Here is a 6,770-nt window from a genome sequence, read left to right on the forward strand (position 1 = left end):
CGTGAATCATGCGGGCCGCACAGCCTCAACCTGATTAATGGGTCCTGAGCCTAAGAAGTTCTCCGACCGTATGAATTCGTCCCGGCCGGGGAGGTCCGGGAACAGCTCGCGCAAGTCTTCGAAGCGGAAAAGAGGGATGCCATCCATGGCGAACCTGATCGTATCCTTGCCGAGGTCCAGGAGTGGGATGTGGCGGGTCTCCTGATCGCCGGCACCCGTGTCGACGGCACGTCTGCACTCGCGGATGCTGCGGCCCCGCGAAAACGACATGACCCCGGCGAGAGATTGGCGGCGACATGCTCGGGGCTGGCGAGGCCCAGGCGGCCGCGGCGGACCAGCGCGTCGTAATCGTTGAGAAGTCTCACGCGCCCTCCTCCTGGAAGTCGCGGTTGATCGTCTGATCCTTCTCGGAGACCTCGAAAGTCGGATCGGACATGTCGCCGACATTTACGTAGAGATGGTTCAGGTCAGGGCAGCCTAATAGGAGTGCCTTGGCGTCCTCCAGGGAGAGTTCGGAAAGGTCGACCTGTTGCAACTCATCACGGCTGATCTGGTGGCGCAGGTACCCGCCGTCGATCATCTCGTCGCGGATGGCCGAGAGATCGGCGGTCGAGCGTCCATCCTGGATGCGGGCGACCAGCCGGAGATCGGCGGTCGAGCGTCCATCCTGGATGTGGGCGACCAGCCGGTTGTTCCAGGCGAGCAACTCGCCGTAGATGTACGAGCCGCCGCCCTTCCATCCAGCTTCTCGGACACGCCGCCTTGCTCCCCTGAGATCACCTTGCGGAATCGCGCCGCGGTCAGCTCGTCGATGTAATTCATCTGCTCGACCGCGATCCAGCGACGGCCCATCTTGTATGCCACGGCGGCCGTTGTCCCTGACCCGGCAAAGAAATCGAGCACGAGATCACCGGGATCCGTGGCGATATGGATGATGCGCTGCAGGAGCCGCTCGGGCTTCGGCGTCATGTTTCGGGAAGCCTCCGCTCCGAAGAGCGCGTAGATTTCCTTCTTCGCCTCATCGGTGTGACCGGCCTCGTTGCTGGGCCACCAGGTCCATGGCGTGACGCCCTCGACCTCCGAGAGGTACCGGGTGATACCGGGCTGCGCGCGGTCGTCTTTGCCGAAATAGATCCGGCCCTCTTCGCGCAGGCGCAGATACTCTCTCTCAACGGTACTCCAACAGCGGCCCTCGGGCGGTGTGTGAACCACACCGGCGGGCGTCACGACCTCGTACATCTGGTTCGGCCGGTGGCCCTGAGCCGTCATGGGGACCGCGCGCCAGCGCCCCTTGGGGTCGTTATTCGGATTGCGGTAGATCCTCGCCTGCTCCTCCGTGATCTCGATCTTGTCGACGGTGGAGGTGAAGCCAGGCGCGTTCTTCTGGAAGATCAGGATATGGTCGTGGGCGTCGCCGATCGACTCCCGGTTTTCGCGCGAATAGCGCTTCTGCCAGACCGCGTTGGCAACGAAGTTCTTGCGGCCGAAGATCTCGTCGAGAAGCGCCTTGCAGTAATGCGCCTCGCCATCATCGAGGTTGATGAAGACTGCGCCATCCTCGCGCAGAAGCTCCTTCGCCACCTCCAACCGGTTGCGCATGAAGGTCAGCCAGGTCGCACGGTTGAACCGGTCGTTGTACCGGAACCCGTCATTCCCCGTGTTGTAAGGCGGATCGATGTAGATCAGCTTCACCTTACCCGCATAGCACGCCTTGAGCGTATGCAGGGCGAGCAGGTTGTTGCCCTTGATCAGCAGGTTGTCGGCGGGCGTGATCTCCTCGACCGGTCTCGCCTCCCCGGCCGCGACCGCCTCCTGGTCCCATCGCTGGAATCCCGTCATCACCTTCGGTTCGAAGAGCCGCGAGATGTCGTCGGGCGCCAACGTCTCGTTCCAGAAGACTTCCTGCTGGCCGCGATCTTCGCGGGTCATGCCGCCTTCAAGGACGTAATCCTTGAATGGCCAGGCCAGAACCACCTCTTGGCGCTGTTTCAGGAGATCGTCGCCTTGCGCGAGGCCGATCCGGTTGCGGAAGGTCGTGTAGCTGTCGGGCAGGAAGGCCTTGTTCGACACGAAACGCTGAAAGGCGACTTTGTCGAAAACAGGGACGCCGCCTGCATCGTTGAAGAACTGCTTCCGCATGGGGTCCGATGCGGCGAGCAAACCGAGCAGCGCCGGATCCATTCCTAGAGCCCGTTCGATCACCTCTTCAGGAGGGCGTCACCCTCGAAATATGAGGCATTTGGGGAGAGGGCCGATTTCAGTTCGGAAAGCAGGTTCTGCATCAGGTGTCCGCTTCGTCTAAGTGTTTCTTCAGTAGGGTGACGGCCAGACGGAACCCGTCGACCTGGCTCATCCGATGGGGGACGCAGAGCTCCTTGAAGGCCCACCGTTCGTCCTCGGAGATCTTCAAGTTGAGATTGGCCATCCGCTTGCGGTCATCCGGCATGGTATTCGTCCTTAGCTTAATACCTGCATTGCTTTTCTACTTCAGAGGAAGAATCAAAGAAAGCTGTCTTTTGTCCCTTGGATGCGCATTCGCAGGACGATCCGCGAAAGCAAATATGTTGATTGAGCGTGGAGGACGCGCTACCTCCATCCCAACCGAGAGGAGACCATCCCGTGATATCCGCACAGCAGATCAGCCGAACCCGCGCCTGACGCTTGCCTATCATGGGCTGCTGGCGCCACTTCTTCCGGAGCCAGCCAGGTCCATCCCGGTCTACCTGACGATCAATTCGATACGCATACACCGATCCGCCTCGTGGGCGGGTTCGGTGTGACCGCGTTGAACCTCTGTTCAACCCGGTAATCCCGAACCCGCTCGAGTCGAACTCGAGAACGGGAATACCACCGTGTCGAACATTCGCCATTTCCCGGGCGGAGCCGAGCTCCGTCCAGCTCCGCGTGCCCGCGGCCCCTACCGTAAGAAAGTCACCGCCGCCGAGATCGAGCGCGCCGTGCGCGTCGCCGAGAAGCTCGGGCTGACCATCTACGGCCTGACGATCGAAGGCGACAAGGTCCACGTCCAGACGAAACCTGGCCCGGAAAACGGGGCAGGGCCCGCCTCGGCGGCCGATGATTGGTTCTCGCGTCGTGGCTAGGCTCCGCGTCAACCTCAAGGGCTTCCATCGCGTCCGCAAGCGCCTCGCGAATGGCTCGATCGCCGAGTACCATTACGCATGGCGCGGCGGGCGCCGGATTTGGGACCGCACCAAGCCCTACGGGGTGAACTCGATCGAGTATGTCGAGGCGTTTCGCGCGGCGACGAACGCCCTTGTCGAAAGCAAGGGGACGTTCCAGGAGGTCATCGACGAGTTCCTGCGTTCGAACGATTTCGCCCAGCTCGGAGAGCGCACAAAGACAGATCACCGCAAGAACATCGTCCGCCCCGGCGGGATCGATGAGGAGTTCGGCCGCGCGCCGGCCACTGCCTTTGAGGACAAGCGTATTCGGTCCGAATCATGCGCTGGCGCGACAAGTTCTCCGAGGGAACGGGCGACAACATGATGGCGACGATGCAAAGGATCATCTCCTTCATACCAGCAGGGCCTTGTCGGCGAGCATCACCTTCTGAAGCTTCAGAAGCGGAAGAAATCCAACCGGGCACATATCTTCTGGACGCAGCCGGAGATCGATCAGGTCATCGCGGGCGCGCCGCGCTACGTGTCGAGGATCCTGACCGTTGCGGTGGAAACCGGCCTCCGGCCGGGGGACCTGCAGACCCTGTCCCGCAACGACATCGAGCCTTCGAAAGGGGAGCACGGCCGGATCGTCCTGCGGACGAAGAAAAGCCGGGGTCGAAACTACGCGTCGGTTCCGGTGACGCCGCGTATGGCGGCTCTGCTCGCGGTGCTGCCAGCCGACCAGGAACGGATCCTGCTCAGCGGTGATGGCAAGCCGTTCGAGAACTCGGACTCCATGGAGCGGGCAATCTCACACTGGCGCTCGGAGCTCGGGATCCGCTTGGAGCTGCGTCTCTACGACGCCCGCGGAACTGCCGTGACGCGCCTGGTGCGGGCGGGCTGCACGCTGTCCGAGCTGGCCACGCACATAGGTTGGAGCTTTCAGCACGCGGCGCCATGCTCGAGCGCTACGCCGCGCTCGATCCCGAAATGGCAGACAACATCCTCGAAAAGGTCCTGAAGCGTGAAGCTCAGTCGGGTCGATAAGGAGAGGGACATGCGAAAGACACCATTCATCAAGGCCAGGTTCCTCGACGACATGCCGTGCGAGCGGGACGTACACGAGAGGCTCAAGACCGCGCTGGAGCGCATGCGCATCGCGAAGGAAGCCGATCCTGAGACGGCGATCTGGTCAGGATGGGACTGACCTCACTGACGCGGATTCGAAGAAAGTCGCGCAGCGCGCAAAGCGATACGTCGAAAGGGTTCGAGCATCCACCGGCCTCGCGCATCTCCAAGACAAGGACGTCGAACGGCTGCAGGTCCTTCGCGACGGTGCTCGGTCGATTGACATCGCGGGCGAGGCGCAGGCGGACGAGGTCGGCGCGGCGTTGGAGGCAGAGATGCCATGGATGAACCCCCTCAACGAGCGCGTATGGCTTGCGCTGCGAAAGATCGCGCGTTCAGATGATCCGGCCGTCCGGCTTACTCCCATGCTTCTCGTTGGAGCTCCTGGCATCGGCAAAAGCTTCTGGGCGCGGCACCTCTCTGAGTTTCTCTCGCTTCCTGTGGAAGCCATCGATGCCACGAGTGAGCCGGCGAGCTTCGCCATCACCGGCTCCCAACGCGGATGGGGAAGTGCGGGGCCGGGGCGTCTGGTCGAATTGGCGACCCGCGAACGCACGGCGAACCCGATCATGCTGATCGACGAGATCGAGAAGGCGGGTGACGTCACATCGATGAAAGGCTTGCATTTCACTCTGACAGAGGCGCTTCTTCCGTTTCTCGAGCGGTACACCGCGGCCTCATGGAGCTGTCCTTACTTCCGCGTGGCATTCGACATGTCGCGCGTGAGCTGGATCATGACCGCAAACAGTGTCGATGGGCTTGGTGCGCCGTTTCTGAGCCGCTGCCCTCCGATCGCGCTTGAAAGGATTTCCCTGCCGCACCTGGCCTTCTTCGCCAGGCGTGAAGGGCCGTCGCCGCAACATGTCTGAGGAGAACGGCGACATGATCGCGGAAATCGTGCTCCGCGGCGAGGCAGGACCGCGTCCCAGCCTGCGGACACTTCGGCGCATGTTCTCTTGGAAGACGCGGCGTCGCGTCCTGTCCTGCACTGACGATATCCCGGGCTCCGCCCCGGCTGCCACAACGATGAGTTTGCTGCCCATGCTTTTGAAGGAGAACAAGATGAGCATGATCCAGAACCAGGATGCTACGCGCACCTTGAAAACATGGACAGACGTCGACGTGGACGCCTTCTGCCAAGTCGCCCCCGAGGCTGTCGTCCGGATGCTGAAGATCGGGCTCGAGACAGCCGTGCGGCCGAAGGACCTGGTCGAGCTGGAGGATATCGCAGTCCTCGAGGATGAGGTCGGTGGGACTTCATGGCTGCGGTTTACCAGCTCAAAGAAGAATCGACGGCGCCATAGGCTCCCGGCCGGGCCGGCTACCCGTGAGGCCATGCGCGAGGTGGAAGCGGGGCGCCCCATGATCGCGAATAGCCGTGGAGAGCGGATCACGTCCGGGACGCTGGTTGTGAAGCTGGTGAACGCGTGGCGAGCGAGGGCCAGTCTGGATGCAGGGCTGGGCTACATGGCGGCGCGGCGCACCGCTGTCGCCAGATGGTCGGCGGAAGGTATGAGCGACGGCGAAATTGCTCGGAGGCTCGGTCGGTCATGACCACAGCGGGTCATCTCGCCAATCCGGTGGGAACCCTGCACTGCCGAGGCTGACTTCTTCTGGAAGGTCAGCCTCGGCGACAAGTTCCGCCAGTCGCTGGGGCCATTCGGTGTTCGGATGAAAGGCGCGCATCAGAAAGTTCATGGGGATCAGGGCGCCGTAGAGGCGCTTCTTTTGATCATCTGAGACCTTGCCATTTTCGCCTGCCATGTGCGCGAATTCAGCGATTTTGCCCGGCTGCAGGCGGGGCGAGTTGATGAGCGCCTTGTTCCACAGGCGCGAATGGTGGGCGCAAGCGTTGCGGACTTCATTGAGGCACCGCATCCACGAGACCAGAGTTCTCCGGGTCAACCGCGGGTCGATCGCCCGACACAAGGCATCGCGGTTACCGTCCGAGAGGTGGTTGATGCCGTGGGACAACTTGCCCCAGTCCCAGGTGCCGACAGCGATCCAGATCGGCGGAGGGTTCTCATACTTGGCGCGGAAATGCTTGGCGAATTCTTCCTGTGAGCGCAGGAACGTCTCGTCCAGACCAGCGACGAATGCCATCAATGGCGTCTCCCGCCATCTTCAGGAACCTCGTTGAAACGGGCGGTGTGGGTTCTTGGGTCGCGGCTTCCACGGCGATCGAGGCTCGAATGATTGTCGAGTGATCCACCGTCTTCCGCCACAGGTGTTCTAAGATCTGGCCCGGGCAGCACGTCTTGTGACGCGCGAGTGACTAAGACGCCGAGGCCCGCTGCGGTCAGGATTCCACGTCTTCGATCCAGGTCTTGGCGGCGACGGCCCGCGGCAGGCCCAGGGGGCCGATCGCGAGCAGCGCCACCTGCGCCAGCGCAGTATCCTCGATCCCTTCAGAACGTGCGCGGCGGGTATGCGAGTGGACGGCGCCCTCCGAGCCCGCGCCGATGGCCAGCGCCAGCTTCACCAACCTTTGAGCGGGCCCTTCGCTGGAGCAACGAGTAC

The 6,770-nt window shown here is 62.4% G+C and carries 11 protein-coding genes; 6 read left to right on the forward strand and 5 right to left on the reverse strand.

What is annotated here, in order from left to right; all coding sequences use genetic code 11:
- Positions 1 to 361 precede the first annotated feature (361 nt).
- From ACFDS3_RS16545 to ACFDS3_RS16555, 3 genes are all read right to left on the reverse strand, one after another.
- The gene (locus ACFDS3_RS16545; RefSeq protein ID WP_375263458.1) at positions 362 to 580 is read right to left on the reverse strand and encodes a hypothetical protein; all 219 of its coding nucleotides are present in this window, start codon (positions 578 to 580) and stop codon (positions 362 to 364) included.
- Entirely contained in the window at positions 577 to 2,181 is a 1,605-nt protein-coding gene (locus tag ACFDS3_RS16550; RefSeq protein ID WP_375263459.1) for a DNA methyltransferase, read from the reverse strand. The genes ACFDS3_RS16545 and ACFDS3_RS16550 overlap by 4 nt, the downstream gene beginning before the upstream one ends.
- A 100-nt stretch (positions 2,182 to 2,281) precedes the next feature.
- A complete protein-coding gene (locus ACFDS3_RS16555; RefSeq protein WP_375263460.1) occupies positions 2,282 to 2,446 on the reverse strand; it encodes a hypothetical protein in 165 nt (54 codons plus the stop codon).
- A 406-nt stretch (positions 2,447 to 2,852) separates the two neighbouring features.
- Here ACFDS3_RS16555 and ACFDS3_RS16560 point away from each other — a divergent pair, with 406 nt between their 5' ends.
- The 6 genes from ACFDS3_RS16560 to ACFDS3_RS16585 all read left to right on the forward strand — a co-directional run bounded on the left by ACFDS3_RS16560 (position 2,853) and on the right by ACFDS3_RS16585 (position 5,804).
- Positions 2,853 to 3,101, forward strand: a complete 249-nt coding sequence (locus ACFDS3_RS16560; RefSeq protein WP_375263461.1) for a hypothetical protein — start codon at positions 2,853 to 2,855, stop codon at positions 3,099 to 3,101.
- Complete coding sequence (locus tag ACFDS3_RS16565; RefSeq protein WP_375263462.1) at positions 3,094 to 3,507, forward strand: hypothetical protein; 414 nt, start codon at positions 3,094 to 3,096, stop codon at positions 3,505 to 3,507. Before ACFDS3_RS16560 ends, ACFDS3_RS16565 begins: the two co-directional genes overlap by 8 nt.
- Before the next feature lie 156 nt (positions 3,508 to 3,663).
- A complete protein-coding gene (locus ACFDS3_RS16570) occupies positions 3,664 to 4,143 on the forward strand; it encodes a tyrosine-type recombinase/integrase (protein WP_375263463.1) in 480 nt (159 codons plus the stop codon).
- Between the two features lie 36 nt (positions 4,144 to 4,179).
- Positions 4,180 to 4,329: a hypothetical protein gene (locus ACFDS3_RS16575; RefSeq protein WP_375263464.1), complete on the forward strand. Its 150-nt coding sequence runs from the start codon at positions 4,180 to 4,182 to the stop codon at positions 4,327 to 4,329.
- Between the two features lie 205 nt (positions 4,330 to 4,534).
- The gene (locus tag ACFDS3_RS16580; protein ID WP_375263465.1) at positions 4,535 to 5,119 is read left to right on the forward strand and encodes an AAA family ATPase; all 585 of its coding nucleotides are present in this window, start codon (positions 4,535 to 4,537) and stop codon (positions 5,117 to 5,119) included.
- A 193-nt stretch (positions 5,120 to 5,312) separates the two neighbouring features.
- Complete coding sequence (locus tag ACFDS3_RS16585; RefSeq protein ID WP_375263466.1) at positions 5,313 to 5,804, forward strand: hypothetical protein; 492 nt, start codon at positions 5,313 to 5,315, stop codon at positions 5,802 to 5,804.
- Here the strand turns inward: ACFDS3_RS16585 and ACFDS3_RS16590 are convergent.
- Both ACFDS3_RS16590 and ACFDS3_RS16595 read right to left on the reverse strand, forming a co-directional pair.
- On the reverse strand, positions 5,799 to 6,353 hold the full coding sequence (locus ACFDS3_RS16590; protein WP_375263467.1) for an Abi family protein: 555 nt from the start codon (positions 6,351 to 6,353) through the stop codon (positions 5,799 to 5,801). The genes ACFDS3_RS16585 and ACFDS3_RS16590 overlap by 6 nt on opposite strands.
- 196 nt (positions 6,354 to 6,549) lie before the next feature.
- Positions 6,550 to 6,770, reverse strand: a 221-nt coding sequence (locus ACFDS3_RS16595) for a carboxymuconolactone decarboxylase family protein (protein ID WP_375263468.1), incomplete at its 5' end; no start/stop codon positions are given.

It is taken from the genome of Palleronia sp. (assembly GCF_042089775.1).
Taxonomy (GTDB): Bacteria; Pseudomonadota; Alphaproteobacteria; order Rhodobacterales; family Rhodobacteraceae; genus Palleronia.

What these genes read in the sequence shown, in the direction of transcription:
- ACFDS3_RS16545 (WP_375263458.1), bottom strand. Translation starts at nt 580, where the DNA reads ATGATCGACGGCGGGTACCTGCGCCACCAGATCAGCCGTGATGAGTTG.
- ACFDS3_RS16550 (WP_375263459.1), bottom strand. Translation starts at nt 2,181, where the DNA reads ATGGATCCGGCGCTGCTCGGTTTGCTCGCCGCATCGGACCCCATGCGG.
- ACFDS3_RS16590 (WP_375263467.1), bottom strand. Translation starts at nt 6,353, where the DNA reads ATGGCATTCGTCGCTGGTCTGGACGAGACGTTCCTGCGCTCACAGGAA.
- ACFDS3_RS16575 (WP_375263464.1), top strand. Translation starts at nt 4,180, where the DNA reads ATGCGAAAGACACCATTCATCAAGGCCAGGTTCCTCGACGACATGCCG.
- ACFDS3_RS16580 (WP_375263465.1), top strand. Translation starts at nt 4,535, where the DNA reads ATGAACCCCCTCAACGAGCGCGTATGGCTTGCGCTGCGAAAGATCGCG.
- ACFDS3_RS16555 (WP_375263460.1), bottom strand. Translation starts at nt 2,446, where the DNA reads ATGCCGGATGACCGCAAGCGGATGGCCAATCTCAACTTGAAGATCTCC.
- ACFDS3_RS16585 (WP_375263466.1), top strand. Translation starts at nt 5,313, where the DNA reads ATGAGCATGATCCAGAACCAGGATGCTACGCGCACCTTGAAAACATGG.